Here is a 20,700-nt window from a genome sequence, read left to right on the forward strand (position 1 = left end):
AATAAAAAAGGAGTGAACAGTATGAAAAATGGGTTAATGATACTTAGTTGTGCTTTATTTCTATCCGGGTTAGCAGGGTGTAATAACAATGATGATAACAACGCAGCTGATAATAATGACGGAAATGGACAAATTCAAACAGCCAGGGTAGGAAATAATAATGAGGGCAATGGAAACAATAACGATCGGAGCATGAGAGTTGCCCACCGCGCCGAAAGGAATATTGAACGCATGGGCCAGGTGGATCAGGCACATGTCATTTTAGCTAATAATAATGCATATGTGGCTGTGAGGCTTCAGGATGACCGGAACAGCGGACAGAATGGCGGCGGCAGAGGAACTGATAATGGAACCGATGCGGGAATCGGAACAGGCTACGGCCTCGGAAATGGCACAAATACGGCTGATGACGAAGAAGACGGAAATATAACCAGGAATGGTGGCGGAAACGGCTTCGCTAATGCTGGTGAGACTGATAATGGTAAAGGCCGGGCACTTAATAATGGCACAACCGGCACACGCGCGAATCAAAATGATAATGGCGGCAATGATACTGGCGGCGGACAAAACGGTGATGGAGAAAATGGCGGGAATGACACCGGAAACATCACCTATAGTGAAATATCAACCGCTTTTGAACAACAAATTGCCGATCAGGTTAGGGCTGCAGATAACAAGGTCCATCGAGTATACGTATCATCAAATCCTGAGTTTTTTGATAGAATGACGACATATGCTAATGACATCCGCGGAGGCCGAAACGGCACCGACCTATTCGATGGCTTTAATCGAATGGTAAACGATTTATTTGGAAGATAAAATTGAAAGTAAAAAAAGCTGTCGGTTTGTTCGGCAGCTTTTCGGCGTTTCTGGATAATATGAATTGTGGCATCAAGAATCGAGATTAACTTTTAAGAATTTTTGAGGTTTAAATAGCGATAATGAGAGGATTTTTAAGTTCAGGCAATTAAACCATAAAGTAAAACTTTTCCGCGTGATTGACATGACAATAAAATATGATATATTAGCATAAGAAATACTTTAACGCATAAAAGCTTAAAAGCGTTCAATCGAGAAAGTGAATCACATTTTTTTTGCGAATAGGGTGTATTTTGTAACAATCCCCTTCTGGGTTCCAGTGGGGTTTTTATTTTGAAAGGTTGGTCAGTCCTAATGGAGAAAAAACATCAAGATTTACAGCAAGGTTTATTGGCGAGGCATGTGATGTTTATTGCCCTTGCCGGAATGATAGGAACGGGAATCTTTAAAGGCAGCTCCGCAACTTTGAATATGGCAGGACCTAGTGTGATAATTGCCTATTTAATAGGGGGGTTGCTGCTATTCATCGTTATGGCAGCCCTCGGTGAAATGGCGATGGCTTTTCCAGGTTCCAATGTACAGAACCTTATAAATAAAGCGTTCGGCTTTCGGATATCGTTTATTGTCGGCTGGCTGTACTGGTTTAACTGGATCATCGTGATCATTGTCGAATTACTCGCAGCCGGAAGCTTTTTGCAATTTTGGTACCCATCTGTACCATTATGGTTATTGAGTTTACTTTGTTCCTCAGTCGTCATAGGGATTAATTTGTTCCATGTTAAATATTATGGAGAACTTGAGTTTTGGTTTGCCGGAATCAAAATAATCGCAATCATTGCGTTTATCGTGTTAGGCTCACTGATCCTGTTTGGATTTTTTCCCGGATCCTCTCCGGATGCCCTTTCGAACTATACGGCACATGGAGGATTTTTCCCGAACGGATTGGAAGGAATTTTCAGCGCCTTTTTAGTCGTGATGTTTTCGTATGGCGGTGCTGAGCTCATCGGGGTTGCTGTTACGGAGACAAAGGATGCTAATCGTGTTCTGCCAAAAGTCATTAAAGGAACAGTCTGGAGGGTAATCTTTTTTTACATCCTGCCGATCCTTATCATTTGTGGTATCATGCCGTGGAATGAGGTTACGGGCGAGGATAGCCCGTTCGTCCAGGTATTCAGCACATCCGGGCTTCCCGGTGCGGCCCACATCATGAATTTTGTTCTGTTGACTGCTGTATTATCCGCAGCCAATTCCGGTATTTTCGCTACTTCCCGCACATTATACTCAATGGCCCAGAGCGGTGAGGCGCCGAAAGGGCTGTCGAAAACATCTGAAAAGGGAATTCCCTTGAATGGCATCATGATGACTGCCACATGTATTTTAGCAGGTGTCTTTTTGGCCTATTTAACGCCGGAACAGATAATCGGACATTTGATGTCCATTCCCGGCTTTACCATTATTTTGTTATGGATTGCGATATGTTCTGCCCAATTGAAGCTGCGTTCCGGGTACACCAGAAAACCCGGCTTTAAGGTTAAATGGTATCCGTATACAACCGTTTTTGCGATTGCCGCTCTTTTGATAATATTTGTTGCATTCCTTTTTAATAAAGCCAATGTTCTAGGCACCGTGGTAAGTGTTGGTACGATAACGACGCTAATCATACTTTCCTTTATCTTCAAAACGGAAAAAAAATAATTTACAAGTAGATTGGGAGAATGATAAGCTGCCAAGGCGCCTTGGCAGCTTATCATCTCCCTTCTTTTATCGAGATTACTTATCCTGAATGCCAAATTGAGCATTTAACTGCCCCCTTAACATCCTTTTTCGAAGCTCACGCTGATCTTCCTTGCCATTTTGCCTGATCATTTCTTGCCTTATCTCGAAGGTCTGCACACCGTCCTCTATTTTGTTGGCAATTTCCATCAACGTTTCCACGTCGGAAAAAGAATACTTCCGGCTGCCCCTCGGCGATCTTTCAGGGAAAATCAAGTTCCTTTCTTCATAATAACGGATTTGTCTTTCTGTCAAACCCGTTAATTCGCTGACCACTCCGATTGAAATCACTTTTTTATCTTTATAAGATGCTTCCTCATACGCCAATTCACTCACCTCACAAAGAATTGCCACACATTTTCCATGGAACCATTATACATTAGATTCATAAAATTCGGCCAATTCATGTAAGAAAATCTAACATAGACTTAAGAAATAAGTAATCTTGTCCTTTCCCTATTGTCACTGGTCTTTGTTTTTGCAAAAAAAAGACAAAGGAAATTATTTAGTTTCAAGTTTTGTCATGTTTATACAGATTATAAAACTTCAAGGAATTCATGCCTTTATGTAAGCAAAGATTAGGCTAGCATGGGTTAAGCAATTATTACAACAGGCTGGAGCGCACTTTGTGTCTTCTGCCTTAAGAAACTATTATTTAATAAAAAAGATGGCTCGGTTGATACCAAAGCCATCTGCTAAATTAATTGGTTCATTATTGTGATGCTGTTAAAAGAACGCTTTAAACCCTGTTAACACTAGCCCGATGATAAATCCGCATACCGCTCCATTTACCCGGATCCACTGTAGATCCTTTCCCACGTTATTTTCCACCATATCAATAAGCGTTTCATTTTCAAGCTTGTCCAGGTTCTCCTCTACAAGCTTGCCTATTTTGGAATGGTTTGCGGCAATGAGGATGGTAATCTGCTCCTGGACCCAATTTTCAATCTTGTCCATTTTCGTATTATCTGTTTTAAGATCATGTAATAGCCCTGTAATAAACGGGAGGAAATAATCATCCATTAACTTTCCGTTCTCAGCAAATTCCAATGCGCGCTGCTGAGCTTTTTGAAGAACTTCGATGATTTTTCCAGCAGGCTGCCAGCCTGACACGAGGCTTTCCGTCAAATTTTCTATTTCCATTACCAATGGCTTGTTTTCCCCTAAATTTCGAACCATTGTCCGAACCTGCAACATGATTGCCTGCCGATTTGTATCCTTTTCATAACGCAGGCTGTAAATGATATTAAGCAGTAAGGTTTGCAGGATTTTTCCGAGCTTTTCTTCATTGACGAGATTCTGAAGAGACTTTAATGCAAATTGCAGGATCCCGTCACCTTCTATGTTGTTGAGCGCCCTTAAGGCAAAGGCTCCCAATTGGTCCCTCCGGTGTTGGTCCATTAACCATTCTTCCGCTTTTTGCAAAGCAGCATCAAATGCCTTTTCCTCATATTTTCTGGCCAGCGCTTGATCGGCAGCCTGCTGCATTACGCTGCCAACATTAATGGTGGAAAGAGATTTTTTGATTTCTTCTTCAATATAGGGCACGAATCTCTCCGGCTTTATCTGCCGGACCACTTCCTTTATAATCCGTTCCAATCCTTTTTTTACTTCATCTGTATGAAGTTGTTTTTCAAGAGCAGAGATTATTTTCTCTGAAATATGGATTTGCTTTATTTTTTCCTGGATGCTCTCCTGGGACAGCCAGTCGTTTTCCAGGGTATTAACAAGTGCTTTTGTGACCCTTTTCCGGTTTTTTGGCAGGAGAGCCGTGTGAGGGATCGGCAGTCCCATCGGATGCCGGAACAATGCAGTAACTGCGAACCAGTCAGCTAATCCGCCAACAACGCCTGCTTCAAAACCGCCTTGCAATAAATCTACAGCCAAGTTACCCTGAAAAGGAAGTGTCGCGACAAACCCGGTCCCCATAATTGCCAGTGAAATCCCGGCTAAGTGTTTTGATTTATTAGCCATATCATCTATTCATCCTTTATTGAAATTAAATTTATTATACCCAATCGGATACGTGACACTCTACTATTATGAATTAATAGAGTAAAAGTCAATACAGGATGTCAGTGATTATCCCTATAGCCTTCGTGCCAAAATGTGAATTCCCCGATTGAGGATCTAATAAATCCGGGCTAGAAAGCCGCTGTACTTATCTAGGTAGTGGGAATACTTTAATTATTTCAACAAAAAAAATAACGGCTCTTCTAATTTCAAAGAGCCGCCAATTGAAAGCATAACTTCCAAGATAGATCATTTTCTTAGACTAGGTGGGCACCGCCATCGATGAGGACTGACGTTCCGGTAGTAAACCCATTTTGGGCTAAATACACGTACGTTTGCGCAATGTCTTCCGGCTGTGCAACACGTCCCACTGGCAATTGCTGGCTAATCTGGCTGTACATTCCCTGCCTTTGGTCCTCCGGCATGCCACTGTAAATTGGTGTATCGACAATTCCAGGTGACACTACATTTACCCTTACCGGTGAAAGGTCTACTGCCAGTCCGCGAACCAGCCCATCAATTGCCGAGTTGATCGAAGCAAGTGTGGAAGCACCCTTTGGCGGCCTTATGCCGTACACGCCTGAGGTCAATGTAATGGAACCTGCTTTATCCAAATAAGGGAGGGCCGCATGAACCGTTATGTATTGTCCCCAGAACTTGCTGTCAAATGCCTCCCTCACTTGTGCCACTGGCAAGTCGCTAAAGTGGCCCATTGCTCCTTCTCCTGCAGTAACAACCAGGTGATCGAAATTCCCCACCTTGCTGAAAAAGCCGGCAACCTTCTCATCGCTGCGGAAATCAAGTTCATATCCTTCCACATTTTCACCTAGCTCCTTTTTCGCTTCAGAAAGCTTCTCAGCAGAGCGGCTTGCGATAATCACATGAGCTGATTTTTCAAGAAATGCTTTAGCGGTTGCCAATCCAATGCCCGAAGTCCCTCCGACAACCACTACACGTTTACCTTGTAATGACAAAATGATAACCCCCTTCTCTAACTATGGATAGTTTGCCCACCTTCCGGGAGGAAAAACCGCCATTGTAACTTGCATCATTTATTTTACTAGTTGTATTTTTTAAGTGGTAATGATGTGCTTAAAGTTATCAAAAGAATATAAAAGAGCCGATTGGAATCCAATCAGCCCTGCTTATTTATTGACTCCCTTTTTTCACCCAATCAGCGACGGTAACAGTGCGTTTAGCCTGGTATTTAACTGCTTTCTGCACATCCTCCTTCATTCCATTTTCATCAACTGTAACACTTGTCCCGTATGGATTTCCGCCGGCCGCAAAGGTTACTGCATCTGAGTAACCAGGAGCGGCAACAATCGCACCCCAGTGATACATTGTGGTATATAGTGAGAGTATGGTCGCTTCCTGGCCTCCATGAGGATTTTGGGCCGAACTCATGGCGCTCACTACCTTATTCACCAGTTTTCCCTTTGCCCAAAGCCCGCCGGCTGTATCCAAGTATTGTTTCATTTGCGAAGGCATATTTCCAAAACGGGTTGGAACGCTGAAAATGATTGCATCTGCCCACTCTAAATCATCCAGCGTGGCCTCAGGCACATCCTTTGCCTCCTCCACATGAGCCTTCCATGCAGGATTCGATTCAATTGCCGACTGTGGGGCCATTTCCGGCACTTTCAATATCCTTACTTCAGCACCGGATTCCCCGGCTCCTTCTTTCGCCCACTTTGCCAGTTGATAATTCGTCCCGGTCGAGCTGTAATAAATCACAGCCAGATTTACATTTGCCATGCTTTAACCTCCTTGAGTGAAAAATTCTGAGGGAATAAAGTAATTATGGATAGGAAACCATTGTCACGCATCCAAAATCACCTCTATCTTCCATGCCCTCATTTTTTTTACGGTAAACCTGTATCTTTGGTTGTCAAATCAAAAAATGAACTAAACAAAAATACACCACCTGGAATTGATCCAAGTGGTGCATGATTGACTTATGCGGTACATTGAAGATAGATTATTGGCGGAGGTAACCCTGATTCGTACCGCCATAAACTAGGCTTTGCGGGGAAGCCGGGTTTAAGTTCGGTCTTATTGCATTGCCCGTATTCCCCACTGTTTGCCTGGTATATCCGGAATTTTGCCCGGCATATCCATTTTGTCCGGCATAACCAGTTTGCCCTGCATATCCGGCATTTTGTCCGGCATAACCAGTTTGCCCTGCATATCCGGCATTTTGTCCGACATAACCAGTTTGCCCTGCATAAGCGGTATTTTGTCCTGGCTGCATGCCATATTGTTGCTGCATGGAATCACTGGCGGGCTGGTATCTGTGAATGAATTCTTTAGCTGTGTGGTCTTTCAGCGTAGGCACCTGGTAAAGCCCCTTTTCATTCATTAATAAGAATACTTCATAAGCCTGGTTGGCACAGTTCACGGCACTGTTCAAGAGCATGCGGCGCAGATTTGGATCCGCACATTCAAGCGTTGCCCACATCCCGTTTCTAGCGGCGTTTTTATGGCAGCAAAGCATCGCAGTGGCAACTTCCCAGTCTTTAAGCTGGGCATCGATTTCCGGTGCAATCCGGGGAGGATTGTTCAGCCCGTACCGGATTTCCTGCGGCTGGATTTCGCGAATGTTCGTATTAGGCGGAACCGGATTAACGCCCGTGTAATCGTGAGTATAGGCCACGAGTTCATTATATGACCGGATTTCTTCCTGCTGGTGGCGGATGATCATGTCAATCAACTGCTGATTTTGCGTTTCGGTAGCATAGAAGTTGAAGTGTGTGATCATATTTATTTTTTCCAGCAAAATCTCATGTACTTCCATCGTTTCATGCGCGCCGAATGGCATAATATCACTCCTATTAATTTTAATAACTGACAAAGAGTAATATTTCCCTTCAACGGCCATTTATGCATCCCGATGTTATTGCGCAGCACGCCCTTCCGACCAAAAAGCAAACAGCACCCCATGCTTTGAGGTGCCGCCGATTATGAAAAGTGGTTCATATATTTTATCTATTTAGCATTTTATAAACCTGCTCGACATCTTTGTCGCCGCGTCCGGATAAATTCACAATCAACACATCATCCTTTTTGAGCTCCTTCGCCAATTTCACCGCGTAAGCCACAGCATGGGAGCTTTCCAGAGCAGGAATGATTCCTTCAGTTTTCGATAGCAGCCGGAAAGCTTCCAGGGCTTCTTGCCCGGTCACCGCAACATATTCGGCTCTTCCGCTCTCCTTCAGGTAGCTATGCTCCGGCCCGACACTTGGATAATCCAGTCCGGCGGCCAGAGAATAAGTTGGCTGCGGGTTTCCGTTTTCATCCAGCAAGGTTAAACTTTTAAAACCATGAATGACGGCCGGGACACCTTTGGATAATGTTGGAGCTTCATCCGGTTCAACACCGATTAAGCGAACATCTGCGTCCTCCATATAATGGCTGAACGCTCCGATTGCATTGCTTCCACCCCCTGCACAAGCGATGACGGCAGCTGGCAACTTGCCTTCTTTTTCAAGGATTTGCTTTTTTGACTCCTCGCTGATGATAGATTGGAAATGCTTCACTATGGTCGGATACGGATGCGGCCCGACAGCAGAACCCAGTAAGTAAAAAGTGGTTTTATAATTTTGGACCAGGTCGTTCAAGGCCTCATCCACAGCATCCTTTAACCGGCCTTGCCCTTTTGCAACCGGAACTACCTTCGCGCCTAGCAGTTCCATTCTGAAAACGTTTAAAGCTTGTCGTTCAGTGTCCAATTTGCCCATATAGATCACGCACTCCATGCCAAACATGGCACATGCGGTCGCGGTTGCGACACCATGCTGCCCTGCACCTGTTTCAGCAATGATCCTCTTGGCTCCCATCCTTTTTGCCAACAAAATCTGGCCGATCGCATTATTGATTTTATGTGCTCCTGTATGGTTTAAATCTTCGCGTTTTAAATAAATTTTTGCCCCGCCAACCTGTTTCGTTATATTTTCCGCGAAGGTCAACGGGTTTTCGCGTCCAACGTATTCCTTCAGATAAAAATTGAATTCTTCCTGGAATTCAGGATCATCTTTATAACGTAAAAATTGTTCTTCCAGTCCATTCATAACTTCCTGGAGATCCTCAGGAACAAAGCTCCCCCCAAACTCCCCGAAATAACCTTTTCTTTCTGTGCTAATACTCTTCATCTCTCAGCTCGGCTCCTTCTAAACAATATGTTTTTTAATGATAGGATTAAACTTATTATAACGACTGATCTGTTTATTTTCCAGAATTGTTTATTGAATATCACTCACAGCTTTATTCGCCATCAATCCGGCCGTAAGCCAATTCAAACAGCTTCATTTGGCTGTCAACCTCTTCCTCTCCAGGCTTTTTCTTTACATGTGTATAGATACCGAATGGGTCTTGTTCCCTTGCTTTTACATTATCAGCCAGCTGGATGGCAAGAATTTGTTTAACCCGGCCCTTCAATTCCTCATCATAAATGGGAAACGCGATTTCTACACGCTTTTCCATATTCCTTGTCATTAAATCCGCCGAGGAGAGAAAGATTTTTTCTATTCCATTATGATGGAAATAATAAATGCGGCTATGCTCCAAGAACCGCCCAACAATGCTGCGCACCCTTATATTTTCGCTGACTCCATCAATACCCGGGCGTAGGCAGCATATCCCCCTAATGATAAGGTCTATCTTTACTCCGGCACGTGAGGCAGCATATAGCTTTAAGATGATTTGCTTTTCTGTTAAGGAATTCATTTTTGCAATGATCCTTCCATTCCCAAACTGTTCATGGTACTTCATTTCCTCCTCGATCAGTTGAAGGAAATCATCCCGGATGTCGGTGGGTGCCAAAGAAAAATGGAAAAAGTCCGGCTTATCCATAAAACCGCTCAAATAATTAAAGAAGTTGGTTGCATCTTCCCCAAATTCGGGGTGTGAGGTAATCACCCCTAAATCCGTATAGACCTTTGCCGTTTTTTCATTATAATTTCCTGTCCCAAGATGGACAAAGCGCTGGATGCTTCCATTGATTTTACGGACAACGAGCGTAATTTTGCAATGTGTTTTTAACAGAGTCTTTCCATAGATAACATGGCAGCCTGATTTCTCAAGCTCCCTTGCCCAATGAACATTATGTTCTTCATCAAATCGCGCTTTCAATTCAACCAGGACCAGTACTTGCTTCCCACTTTCAGCAGCCTTTTTTAAATTTGCTATGATGGGAGAATTATCACTGACCCTGTAGAGCGTTTGTTTGATTGCCAAAACATTTGGATCCTCGGCAGCACACCTTACAAAATCTATTACGGGTTCAAAAGAATCATACGGGTGATGCAGGAGGATATCCTTGTTTGCAGCTGCTTCGAAGATATTCTGTTTATCCCCGGACGGCTCTTGAGCCAAATCTTTGGAAGGCTGGGGAATCAACTTCTCAAAGATTAAATGTTCCTTGTGAGGTGCAATTTGTTTAATAAAGCTAAATAAGAAGGTTAGGTCAAGCGGGCCATTAAGAAAATAGGCATCATTTTCATCAATCTCCAACTGATCCAATAAATAACTGAATATTTCCTGATCGATGAAGTTCTTCGAGACTTCCAGCCGTACAACGTCTCTCCAATTCCTGAATTTCAGCTCTTCCTCTATCTCTTTTAAAAGGTCTCTCGCACCCTCCTCGTGTATTTCCAAATCAGCATTCCTGGTAATCCGAAATGGAGTAACAGATTTAACATCCAACCCAAGAAAAAGTTTATGGACATAGTGGCTGATCAAATCCTCAATTAAAACAAATTGTCTGTTCCCGCTTTCTGGGCTGTCCGATACTTCAACAAACCGGTTAAACCCTCTTGGTACTTGAACAATCGCCAATTTCTTATCTGAATCAGGCATTTCCCCCTTATCAGAAAGAGACACTGCAAGGTTTGTGCTTTTGTTGGCCAGCATCGGAAAAGGACGATAGGCATCAATCGCCATCGGCGTTAACACTGGAAAAATCACTTCATTAAAATGCTTTTCCAGCTTCATCATTTTTACCAGCGGAAGGTCCTTAATATAATGAAAGGTAATTTGCTCCTGCTCAAGCAAGGAAAGAAGCCGTTTTAAATTATCGTATTGCTTGCCAACCATTTCGTGGGTAAGCTTCGTTATTCTTGTGATTTGTTCCTTAGGAGTTAATCCCGCTTTATTTTCGGGCCTCGTAAAACCTGCATTTATTTGATCTTTGATTCCCGAAACCCGGACCATAAAAAATTCATCCAGATTGGAACTGAAAATAGCAAGGAACTTCAGCCTTTCAAGCAAAGGATTCCGTTCATCCTCAGATTCTTCTAACACCCGTTTATTAAAAGCCAGCCAGCTAAGTTCACGGTTATTAAAAAAGGTCGGTTGATTTAAATCAATGTTTTCCGGCAATTTCGTCTCACACCTTTAACTACTGGGATATCGACCACAATTAATTAGAAAACAATCAATTTTGCATGGAGAATTTCAAGCTTATGTTTTTCCCAAGAGCATTTTCTAGATGTTTCATGTGTTTTTCTGCTTCCTGCTGCTCAACAAGCCAGCTGCCATTGCAATATAGCTCCAGATGAACTTCATCATTTCGCATGTATAACTGTATATCCCGGAAAATACTCCTGCCGGTACAATTCACTGCGGATGAAAACTTCAACAGGGACCCAAGAAACTTCATCTTTTGTCTATCTTGTTCAGAAAACCATTCTTTAAATGGTTTCATATTTTGTTTAAAGGAAGCTTTCGAATGATAAGAAGCCAATAACGCAATTTTTATTCGCTCACGATGGGGCAGTCCATCAATATTTCGGTTCAATAGAAGATAAAAGGTATGTTGGCTGACAGATTCGCTGTCAATAAACTCTCCTAAATTGTACACGTAACCTGCCCGTTTTAAATCTTGCAGGTCGCCATCCGAAACATCTGCGATTCCTTCTTTGCGAAACAGACCGAAAAGCTTCGCTGCCGTGGTGACAATGAGTTCTTTTTTCCCCACATTCATATCATAGTCAGCGGCAAGCTCATGAAGGCTTTGGTCGACAGGATCTAGCTGATCCTGTTTGTGATTTTTTCTGTTTAATGCATCAATTATTATCCCGTCCCTGATTCCTTTTTGGCTTAATTGGAAAAAAGGCGCACTGGCAGACCGGTAAAGCGAAAGGAACACTTCCAGAGCCGGAAGGATGATATCCGCGCGTTCCCTCGATAGTCCTTCGACACCTTTTAAGTCCTGGAATGGCAATGAACCCAGTTTTTCTTTAACATTCAAAATGTCCTTCAGTCCCATCTCGTAAAGATGGACGGAGCCAAGCGGATAGTTTTTCATTGCCTGCTCAATCGTCCCTACATTTCTGGCATTTCCACCGATGCCGATTATTGGGAGGCGGCAATTGGACAGCCACTCGACTTCTTGAAAATTTCTATATAAAAAAGAAGATAATTCTCTCAACTCATCAGCTTCTGGAAGCTGCCCTTTGATAAATTCCTTTTTTAACGATAACGCTCCGAAAGGAAAGCTATGGGAGTTCACAATTTTCTTATGCAAAAAGCGGGTAATTTCCGTGCTCCCGCCACCTATGTCAATCGTAATTCCCTCATCTAGATTAGTGGACTGGATAATCCCGAGGAATCCAAAGTAGGCCTCCTTTTGTCCGGATAGCACATTAATCGTTAATCCAATTTCTCTCTTTACTTTCTGTTTGATCTCCTGACGGTTTTTTGCTTTCCGGATGGCAGCCGTAGCAAAAACTTTTACTGATGCCGCCTTATGAAGTGAAATAATCTCGCGAAAAACACGTAACGCTTCTAATAAGATATGTATGCCTTCAGGCGATAAAAACTGCCTGTCATCCAGATGGTTTTGGAGCCGGGCGCTTACCTTCATATTTTCGATCTGCTTAATGCCGCCTGCCGCTTTTATCCGGTAAATTACCAACCTGATCGTATTGGAACCAATGTCGATGACGGCTATTTTCTTTTCCATATATATCATCCCAGTTCTGTACAATTTATTTTTCTAATGGGACCATTTTGAGTAAATCAGATCCCCAGGTCTACCCTTTGTTAAGATATTGCAAATACCGAAAATCAGTGCTCTCAATGAATGAGCCATCAATCGATTACAATCTTACTATTTTTTAAATAACTTAATTTATTGAACCGTAAAGACTTCACCATATTGCTTAGTTTTATTTTAAGTTACTTGTCATTTTAATTACAATCATAAAAATGAGTGATTACTCACTTTACAAAGTCAAGGTTATGCTTTTATACTTCTAGTGAGTGATTACTCACTTTTAGAAAAGGGGAGAGGGAGAGGGAAAATGAATAAAACAGAAGCACTTGTTTCCGTTAATCATGTGTCGAAATCGTTCGGGAAACAGCAAGTTTTGAAGGATATTCATTTAGAAATCAAGCCGGGTGAGATCTTTGGCCTTCTTGGCCCATCTGGTGCCGGTAAAACCACCTTAGTTAAGCAGCTTGTCGGTTTGGATCTCCCTACCTCAGGCGAGAACTATCTTTTCCAAGAGAAAATGCCTTCGTTAAAACTGATTGAACGAGTGGGCTATATGGCTCAATCGGATGCCCTTTATGGAGAATTATCAGCTAGGGAAAATCTCCAATTCTTCGCTTCGTTGTATGGATTAAACGGAAAAAAACAAGGAGAAAGAATTGAACAAGTGATGCAGATTGTGAACCTTTCAAATCACCTTAATAAACTCGTCTCCAATTACTCTGGGGGAATGAAAAGAAGGCTGTCTTTGGCCATCGCTCTGCTGCACGAACCGCAACTTTTGATTCTGGATGAACCGACCGTCGGCATTGACCCGGTTTTAAGAAAAAGCATTTGGGCTGCTTTTTATGAATTGAAGAAAAAGGGAGTAACCATTATTGTGACTACCCATGTGATGGATGAAGCGGAAAAATGTGACCGATTGGGATTAATCCGAGACGGAAGTCTTATCGCGGTCGGTACGCCGGAAGATCTGAAAGCCAGCACAAATGCTGCGACCATTGAAGATGCATTTTTAGTTTATGGAGGTGCCTAATATGAGGATCAAGGCTTTGGTCATCAGAATATTACGGCAAATAGTGCGTGACAAGCGGACGATGGGACTGCTCATTTTTGCGCCGATCCTTGTATTAACCATGCTTCATTTAGTCTTTAACGGGGATGATTATATCCCGCAGGTCGGAATGGTCAATATCCCTGAATCTATCTTGGAAAAAATGGACTTGGATGATGCCGAGATTACGATGTATAAAGATGAACGTCAAGCCAACGAGGATTTGTCCATTCAGGAAATCGACGGATATCTAATATTTGACAACCAAACACCTTCAGTCTTTCTGGAAGGAAGTGATCCAAGTGTCAACGGTGCGACGCTAAAATGGATTCAAACGTCACTGAAATCTCTTCAAACTGGCGTAAATTCTTTACAATTGGACGTCAATTACCTGCATGGCTCCAGTGAGATGGGACAGTTTGATTATTTCGGACCGGTACTTCTCGGCTTTTTCGTTTTTTTCTTTGTGTTTCTGATCGCCGGAGTATCGTTCTTAAGGGAACGGACGACTGGAACACTTGAACGGCTGCTTTCAAGTCCATTGCGCAAATGGGAAATCGTAATTGGATATGTACTGGGCTTTGGAATTTTTACCATGATCCAGGCAGCAATTATTGCTTTGTATGCAATCTTTGTACTGGGAATGCTTATGGAAGGACTGTTTTTATATGTCTTATTGATTACCTTGCTCCTGTCTTTGACAGCTCTCACACTCGGGATTTTATTATCGGCGTTCGCAAATAACGAGCTTCAGATGATCCAATTTATCCCGATCGTCGTCGTACCGCAGATTTTCTTTTCCGGACTGTTCAACCTTGCTACCATTTCAGAATGGCTAAGCTGGATTGGACCTTTCACACCCCTATATTACGCAGCTGATGCATTGAGGGATGTAATGGTCAGAGGTTATGGCTGGGAGGAAATTTATCTGGATGTCTGTGCCATGGCGGGATTCTCGCTATTGTTTATAGCATTGAATATCCTTGCGCTTAGAAAGTACCGGAAAGTGTAGAGGCTCCACCATTTTACCTTTTGCTGCAAATACTTTAATATATTTGTAAATATTTAGTTACTAAGGAGCACGAGATGTCTGAACCGATTAAGATGATCGATGAGATGTTTGATTTTGACGAGGGGTTAACCGAAAAGCAAAAGAGAATTCTTGCTGCCGCTATCGAATCCTTTGCCGAGAAGGGTTACGCTGCTACCTCAACAAGTGAAATCGCCAAAAAAGCCGGAGTAGCAGAAGGAACGATTTTCAGGCATTATAAATCAAAAAAGGAATTGCTTTTAACGATTGTGGCCCCTATGATGGCAAAGTTGGTGGCACCTTTCGTCATTAAAGATTTGAATAAAGTGCTGAATCAGGAATATGAGAATTTTGAAGAATTTCTAAAGGCGATGATCGAAAACCGTGCAAAATTCCTGAAAAATAATATGCCTCTGTTTCAAATATTAATGCAGGAAATTCCTTTCCAGCCTGAATTAAAGGAACAATTTAAAGAGCATATTGGCGCGAAAGTAATTGAGAGATTTCGCACAGTCGTGGAACACTACCAGGGAAAGGGTCAAATTATTGAATTGCCCCCATTCAGTATTATACGTTTTACTGTTTCAGCTATTTTTGGCTTATTAGCGACCAGATATCTGCTCGCACCGGATGCAGACTGGGATGATGAGGAAGAGATCCAGAGAACGGTACAATTGTTGATGCACGGGATATCTGTTGGCAGATAAAACCCACTGTTGATGCACCAATTAAGACCAAAGGCACTGCGTTAAAAGACAGTGCCTTTTTCAGTCTTATTTTGTTGGTGTAAACTTTATTATGGCTTGAGCCATTAAACTAAGGGGAGTGGTATGGAGAAAGAAAAGACACCTCTTGAAACCCCAGGACACCCTTCGTCGGTGTAGTCTGCTATCATATAATATGAATGTTAAACAGGAGGTACACCAAGATGAACAAACAAGAAAGCGGCTATAGATGGGTGGTATTTGGCACCGTCTTATTTGCTTACTTTTTAATGGTAAGCCAAAGAACAGCTCCAGGGCTTATTACGGATCAATTAATGAGGGATTTTCATGTTTCAGCTTCAACCATTGGTCTGATGAGCAGTATTCAATTTTTAGCCTATGCAGCACTTCAAATCCCGATTGGTTTATTATCCGACCGATATGGGCCCAATCGATTTCTTATCATAGGTACGCTCCTTAATGGAGTAGGGAGTCTTCTCTATAGTCTTGCTCCCAATGAATATGTTTTAATTTTCTCGCGGTTTTTAGTCGGTACTGGAGATGCAACCATCTTTGTCAACTTGGTTTTAATTTTGAGTCAATGGTTTAAAGCACAGGAATTTTTAAAATTGATGGGTATGGTCGCAATGATTGCGGCTCTTGGTTCATTATCTGCTACCGTTCCTTTTTCCTTGTGGATTTCACTCGCAGGTTGGAGAGTTCCATTTCTTAGCATAGGAATTATTTTAGTCATATCATCTTATCTTCTATATACTGTTCTTGTATCGAAACCCAACAAACTATTTAAGGATGATATCGGAGGAAAGAAAAGTTCTATCAAAGACCGGGAAAGTGTTTGGAACATACTTCGCCGAATAGTTTCGACCAGACAAGCTTGGGCAACATTCCTTTGCCACTTTGGGCTGGTCGGCACATATATAGGATTGATCGGTTCATGGGCAGTCCCTTATGGAATTCATGTATTTGATTTGTCCCGTTCCGAGGCAAGCCAGCTTATTATGTATGGTCTGTTTGGGGCCATGATTGGCGGTCCTTTAATTGGTTGGATTGCAAGCCGGCTGGGTTCTATTAAAAAAGTCTATACCCTAGTTCATATCATTGTGGTTTTTAGTTGGACCGCATTGTTTTTATCCGGTGTAAATCCACCATTCATCATGGTAGTGGTTTTGCTTTTTATCATAGGAATTGGAAATGGAGCAAGCTCATTAACTTTCTCGGTAGTACGGGAGTCCTTCCCCATGTCAGAGGTAGGTGTGGTGACTGGTTTTGCCAATACGGGTGGATTCTTAAGTGCTGTTTTATTGCCAAGCATTTTTGGAAATGTACTGGATCTTTTTCCTCACGATTCTATAAATATCGGCTATCATTATGGATTTATCATTCCTGTCCTTTTTTCTTTGGCCGGAGTATTAGGTGCCGTTTTGATCAAAGAGGAAAAATACGTTTTACGGACTTCTTAATGGCTTGAGTATTCGCTCGCTGCCATCGATGTGGACAGGGATCCTCAAGAGCATATGAAAAAACCAAGCATTGAAACATGCTTGGTTTTTTTACTAAGAATTGCAATTTTAATCATAAGTGTGCCACTATATGATTAAACCGACATTTTGTTGTGTTATTTAAATCCACTATGTAAGTGGAGACGGTGGGAGTCGAACCCACGTCCAGACATAACGGCACTTAAGCTTCTACGAGTGTAGTCGATATATTCGCGTTTCGCTGGCTCGTTTGCCTATCGACGGGCGGCAGAGCAGCTAGCCTGGTTGTTCTCTTCCTTCATCCTCAGGCGGTGGAATCCGGCGTAGCCCACTTAAAGTGAGTCCCTTACCCTACCACATGGGCAATGGAGGGAGGAACCGCAATCAACTGTTATTAAGCAGCGAAAGCGAGGTTGTTGTTTTGTTTGCCAGTTATAGGCTTTGACGTTTTAACGAGGCCGATCCCCTCGACTCGCAACCTAAGCTCGAACTATCCCTGTCGAATCCGTAACGTCCCCATGATGAAAATGGAGCATACGAGATTTGAATAGCAGCAAGCTCTATTGCTGATATTCAGTTGTTATTGGTACATGAATCATTATACCATATTTGCAGCAAATTTCAATTGTAAGGTACTGTCAAAATTTATATCTTCTGCCGGTCACGGAACGCTCGCTCAATATCCCGTTTTGCTTCCTTCTTCTTTAAATCTTCCCGCTTATCATACTGCTTTTTACCTTTACCGAGACCGATCAATACTTTGGCAAAGCCATTTTTTAAATAAACCTTCAACGGCACGATGGTGTAGCCTACTTCCTTCGTCTCGCCTATGAGCTTATTGATCTGCTTGCGGTGCAGCAGCAGTTTCCGGGTACGGAGCGGCTCATGGTTATAGCGATTCCCCTGTTCATAAGGGCTGATATGCATGTTATGCAGAAAAACCTCGCCCCGCTCAATTTTCGCGAAGGAATCCCTCATATTAACCTTGCCGGCACGGATGGATTTAATCTCTGTTCCCTGCAGGACGACACCGGCCTCAAATGTTTCTTCAATAAAATAATCATGATTTGCTTTTTTATTTTGTGCGACTTGCTTGCCCTCTCCTTTTGGCATCTCTTCTCCCCCCTGACATTTTATTGTATCAAATTTCCTGGCATACTTCAAATATGAAAGAGAGCCTGTATTAAGAGGCCCTCCTTCTTGTTTGTGTATACCGTTAGCTGATAAAAAAGGATTTTCGCTGATCAATCCAAATAAGCGCTGAAAAAATTGAATTTCCACTTTTCGCTGATAATCCACATAACCGCTAATAATAATGGGATTTACGCTCAAAATCCTCATTGTGCATAAAATTCCGCTCGGCATTTATTCCAACACGCTAGAGCGTGCTATCTCTTTTTCGATTTCCTTTTATTCCGCTTGGCTGAAGGAGCATTTTCATAGAACTTCTTCTTTTTCTTTGGTTTCCTTCCCGCTGAGGATCCGCCTTCAGAGGATGAATTCCTGCCCCGGTCGCCGTGGCCTCTTCCCTGGCGCCCTTCGTCATTCCCGCCTTTTTTGCGGCTTCTGGTGCTTGGCGCTGCTTTAAAAACCCGCTTTTCACCCATCTCACGACTGCGGCTATTCTTCATCCCGATAATTTCAAAATCCACGGCCCGCTCATCCTTGTTCACATTCGCGACACGAATGGAAATTTCATCGCCAATACGGAACACCTTTGCTGTTCGTTCCCCGATCATTGCGAGCTGGCGTTCATCAAAACGATAATAATCATCAGACATGGCACTTACATGGACAAGGCCCTCGATCGTGTTCGGCAGTTCGACAAACATTCCGAAGTTCGTCACAGAGCCGATTATACCGTCATATTCCTGCCCAATTTTATCAAGCATGAACTCCGCTTTTTTCAGCTCGTCCGTTTCTCGTTCAGCATCGACTGCGCGCCGTTCCCGTTTTGATGTGTGGTCCGCAATTTCCTGCATCTGTGCATTCCACTTTTCACGTGTCGCTTCATCCAGCTTCCCTTCTATGAGATAAGTCCTGATCAACCGGTGGACGATTAAATCCGGATAACGGCGGATTGGCGACGTGAAATGTGTATAAAAGTCAGTCGATAATCCAAAGTGCCCCAGGCTTTCAGGATCATATTTTGCCTGTTGCATCGATCGGAGCATTACTGTGGATATGACCATTTCCTCCGGTTTGCCTTCAACTGCTTCAATGATTTCCTGAAGGGCCCGAGGATGGACAGAATTCGCCTTTCCCCTTACAATATATCCAAAATTCGTAATGAATTCAAAGAAGCGCTGTAATTTTTCTTCCTTTGGATCTTCGTGTATGCGATACAGGAACGGTACATCCATCCAATGAAAATGCTCGGCGACCGTTTCATTTGCAGCAAGCATGAATTCCTCTATCAGTTTCTCAGCAACTGAACGTTCCCTTAAAACGACATCAGTCGGATGTCCTTCGTCATCGACCAGAACCCTGGCCTCTTTGAAATCAAAGTCAATAGCTCCCCTGTTCATCCGTTTGCCGCGAAGAATCTGGGCAAGTTTTTCCATCTCGTCAAACATCGGAATTAAAGGCTCGTACCGTTTATGAAGCTCTTCGTCTTTATCGACGAGGATTTTATTTACATCCCCATATGTCATACGTTCCGTCGTCTTAATGACGCTCTGGAAAATTTCGTGTTCAACCACTTCGCCCTGCTCGTTTATTTCCATTTCACAAGATAGCGTAAACCGGTCCACTCTAGGATTCAACGAACAAATCCCGTTCGAAAGGCGGTGCGGGATCATCGGAATTACCCGGTCCACGAGATAGACACTGGTCCCACGTTCGAACGCTTCACGGTCGATTGGAGAATTTTCAGTGACATAATGGCTTACATCGGCAATATGTACACCGAGTTTGTAATTGCCGTTTTCAAGCCTGGTGACGGTGACTGCATCATCCAAATCTTTAGCGTCGGCACCGTCAATTGTAACAATCGTTTCATTTCGCAGGTCCCGCCTGTCACCAATCTGGCTTTCTTCAATCGTATCAGGTATTTCATTCGCCTGGGTCATGACATCATCAGGAAATTCCATCGGCAATCCATGCTTGTGTATGATGGAAAGGATGTCCACCCCAGGATCATTTTTATGCCCGAGTATTTCGATAACCTCACCCTCGGCACTCACACGGCCTTCTGGATAAGATGTTAGCCGGACAACTACCTTATGCCCTTCCACCGCACCGGCAGAAACATTTTTTGCAATGAAGATGTCATTCGGGATTTTCTTGTCATCCGGTATAACAAAACCGAAATTTTTGCTTTCCACATATGTACCGACGATCTCGGTTATTCCGCGTTCGACGATCTTTTCAACCGTTCCTTCCCGCCTTGAACCAGAACTTTCCGAGGAAACCCTGACTAGAACGGTATCGCCATGCATCGCATTTTTCGTTTCCGTAGGCGGAATAAAAATATCATCCGCTCCCGGCTGATCCTCAGGGGTCACAAATGCGAAGCCTTTCGCATGTCCTGTCAGCTTGCCTCGTATCAAGTTCATTTTTTGCGGCAATCCATAGCGATTGCTTCTTGTCCTCACGATCAGGCCCTTTTCTTCCATTTTCACAAGCGCCTTAACAAAATCCTTAAAATCTATTGAGTCTTCCACACCCAAAGCTTCCTCGAGCTCCTGGACCGTCAATGGCTTATATGCTTCCTCCTTCATATAAGAGAGAAGCCTATCCATATGGTTACGGATATTTTCTTCCATATTAAAAACCCTCCTTTATCGGGCAAATTGCTAATTATTTTTTCGGCT

The 20,700-nt window shown here is 43.0% G+C and carries 16 protein-coding genes and 1 other RNA gene; 6 read left to right on the top strand and 11 right to left on the bottom strand.

What is annotated here, in order from left to right; genetic code table 11:
* The first annotated feature begins 21 nt into the window (after positions 1-21).
* Both D0466_RS10325 and D0466_RS10330 read left to right on the top strand, forming a co-directional pair.
* On the top strand, positions 22-819 hold the full coding sequence (locus D0466_RS10325; RefSeq protein WP_117322486.1) for a YhcN/YlaJ family sporulation lipoprotein: 798 nt from the start codon (positions 22-24) through the stop codon (positions 817-819).
* Positions 820-1,173: 354 nt separating this feature from the next.
* Positions 1,174-2,514 (top strand): amino acid permease, encoded by a 1,341-nt coding sequence (locus tag D0466_RS10330; RefSeq protein WP_117322643.1) that lies wholly within the window; start codon positions 1,174-1,176, stop codon positions 2,512-2,514.
* A gap of 75 nt (positions 2,515-2,589) precedes the next feature.
* Here D0466_RS10330 and D0466_RS10335 read toward each other — a convergent pair whose 3' ends face one another.
* The 8 genes from D0466_RS10335 to D0466_RS10370 all read right to left on the bottom strand — a co-directional run bounded on the left by D0466_RS10335 (position 2,590) and on the right by D0466_RS10370 (position 12,568).
* Positions 2,590-2,928, bottom strand: a complete 339-nt coding sequence (locus D0466_RS10335) for a MerR family transcriptional regulator (protein WP_407675629.1) — start codon at positions 2,926-2,928, stop codon at positions 2,590-2,592.
* 390 nt (positions 2,929-3,318) lie between these two features.
* A complete protein-coding gene (locus tag D0466_RS10340; RefSeq protein ID WP_117322488.1) occupies positions 3,319-4,566 on the bottom strand; it encodes a DUF445 domain-containing protein in 1,248 nt (415 codons plus the stop codon).
* Positions 4,567-4,862: 296 nt separating this feature from the next.
* A complete protein-coding gene (locus D0466_RS10345) occupies positions 4,863-5,579 on the bottom strand; it encodes an SDR family oxidoreductase (RefSeq protein ID WP_117322489.1) in 717 nt (238 codons plus the stop codon).
* Positions 5,580-5,754: 175 nt separating this feature from the next.
* The gene (wrbA, locus tag D0466_RS10350) at positions 5,755-6,363 is read right to left on the bottom strand and encodes an NAD(P)H:quinone oxidoreductase (protein ID WP_117322490.1); all 609 of its coding nucleotides are present in this window, start codon (positions 6,361-6,363) and stop codon (positions 5,755-5,757) included.
* A gap of 223 nt (positions 6,364-6,586) precedes the next feature.
* Positions 6,587-7,426: a spore coat protein gene (locus tag D0466_RS10355; protein WP_117322491.1), complete on the bottom strand. Its 840-nt coding sequence runs from the start codon at positions 7,424-7,426 to the stop codon at positions 6,587-6,589.
* Between the two features lie 163 nt (positions 7,427-7,589).
* A complete protein-coding gene (gene trpB, locus D0466_RS10360) occupies positions 7,590-8,756 on the bottom strand; it encodes a tryptophan synthase subunit beta (RefSeq protein ID WP_117322492.1) in 1,167 nt (388 codons plus the stop codon).
* Positions 8,757-8,868: 112 nt separating this feature from the next.
* Positions 8,869-10,983 (bottom strand): RNA degradosome polyphosphate kinase, encoded by a 2,115-nt coding sequence (locus D0466_RS10365; RefSeq protein WP_233522608.1) that lies wholly within the window; start codon positions 10,981-10,983, stop codon positions 8,869-8,871.
* 55 nt (positions 10,984-11,038) lie between these two features.
* Complete coding sequence (locus D0466_RS10370; RefSeq protein ID WP_233522609.1) at positions 11,039-12,568, bottom strand: Ppx/GppA phosphatase family protein; 1,530 nt, start codon at positions 12,566-12,568, stop codon at positions 11,039-11,041.
* A 340-nt stretch (positions 12,569-12,908) separates the two neighbouring features.
* On the opposite strand from D0466_RS10370, the gene D0466_RS10375 reads away from it, so the two are divergent.
* The 4 genes from D0466_RS10375 to D0466_RS10390 all read left to right on the top strand — a co-directional run bounded on the left by D0466_RS10375 (position 12,909) and on the right by D0466_RS10390 (position 16,867).
* Positions 12,909-13,634: an ABC transporter ATP-binding protein gene (locus tag D0466_RS10375; protein WP_117322494.1), complete on the top strand. Its 726-nt coding sequence runs from the start codon at positions 12,909-12,911 to the stop codon at positions 13,632-13,634.
* A 1-nt stretch (position 13,635) separates the two neighbouring features.
* A complete protein-coding gene (locus tag D0466_RS10380) occupies positions 13,636-14,664 on the top strand; it encodes an ABC transporter permease (protein ID WP_117322495.1) in 1,029 nt (342 codons plus the stop codon).
* A gap of 74 nt (positions 14,665-14,738) precedes the next feature.
* Positions 14,739-15,389: a TetR/AcrR family transcriptional regulator gene (locus D0466_RS10385; protein ID WP_117322496.1), complete on the top strand. Its 651-nt coding sequence runs from the start codon at positions 14,739-14,741 to the stop codon at positions 15,387-15,389.
* 221 nt (positions 15,390-15,610) lie between these two features.
* Entirely contained in the window at positions 15,611-16,867 is a 1,257-nt protein-coding gene (locus tag D0466_RS10390; protein ID WP_117322497.1) for an MFS transporter, read from the top strand.
* Between the two features lie 174 nt (positions 16,868-17,041).
* Here D0466_RS10390 and ssrA read toward each other — a convergent pair.
* The 3 genes from ssrA to rnr all read right to left on the bottom strand — a co-directional run bounded on the left by ssrA (position 17,042) and on the right by rnr (position 20,652).
* Positions 17,042-17,403: a transfer-messenger RNA gene (gene ssrA / locus D0466_RS10395) on the bottom strand.
* Between the two features lie 127 nt (positions 17,404-17,530).
* The gene (smpB, locus tag D0466_RS10400; protein ID WP_117322645.1) at positions 17,531-17,998 is read right to left on the bottom strand and encodes an SsrA-binding protein SmpB; all 468 of its coding nucleotides are present in this window, start codon (positions 17,996-17,998) and stop codon (positions 17,531-17,533) included.
* A gap of 275 nt (positions 17,999-18,273) precedes the next feature.
* Positions 18,274-20,652 (bottom strand): ribonuclease R, encoded by a 2,379-nt coding sequence (gene rnr, locus D0466_RS10405; protein ID WP_117322498.1) that lies wholly within the window; start codon positions 20,650-20,652, stop codon positions 18,274-18,276.
* Between the last annotated feature and the right edge of the window lie 48 nt (positions 20,653-20,700).

The sequence above is a fragment of the Peribacillus glennii genome, from assembly GCF_003429105.1.
Taxonomy (GTDB): Bacteria; Bacillota; Bacilli; order Bacillales; family DSM-1321; genus Peribacillus; species Peribacillus glennii.